The sequence below is a fragment of the Streptomyces sp. WM6386 genome (genome assembly GCF_000972385.1).
GTDB lineage: Bacteria > Actinomycetota > Actinomycetes > Streptomycetales > Streptomycetaceae > Streptomyces.
Genome location: NZ_JXTE01000449.1, coordinates 1 through 496, shown reverse-complemented (window position 1 = coordinate 496; position 496 = coordinate 1). Strand labels below are relative to the sequence as shown.

Below are 496 nucleotides of genomic sequence, written 5' to 3'. Positions count from 1 at the left end.
CCGCAAAGGTGTAGCGGACCAAGAACTCCGGGTCGCCGAAATCGGGTGACGGCGCGTACGGGATGGCCAGGCGCTCGCGCAGCTCCCGCTCGCCGGCTTCGGTGGCCAAGTACACCTTGGCATCCGGCCGACCTTCATTGCGCTGCACGTCGTAGCGGACCCAGCCGTCGGCGCACATGCGGTTCAGCGTCCGGTACACCTGGCTCTGCTGCGTACGGATGCGGATCATCCGGCCCATCTCGCTGTCCAGCCAACGCTTCAGGTCGTAACCCTTGCAGGGACGCATGGCCACCATTCCCAGCAGTACGTGCTCCAGCTTCATTCGCGGTTACACCCCTTTTACCTATGGCACTAGTCACCTATGACACTTTGCCCCTACTCTCACGGTGCCCGAGCCGTCCCCGCCGGGCCACCCATGCACCGGGAGACCCTATGCCCCTGACCTTGAGACCCTGGCGCCGACTGCGCCGGAACCTGATCACGCTCACCGCCACCG

At 65.1% G+C, this 496-nt stretch carries 1 protein-coding gene; it reads right to left on the bottom strand.

The features are described 5' to 3' along the window. Nucleotides 1-322, bottom strand: a 322-nt coding sequence (locus tag TN53_RS42185; RefSeq protein ID WP_046264204.1) for a PadR family transcriptional regulator, incomplete at its 3' end; no start/stop codon positions are given. Nucleotides 323-496: the final 174 nt, after the last annotated feature.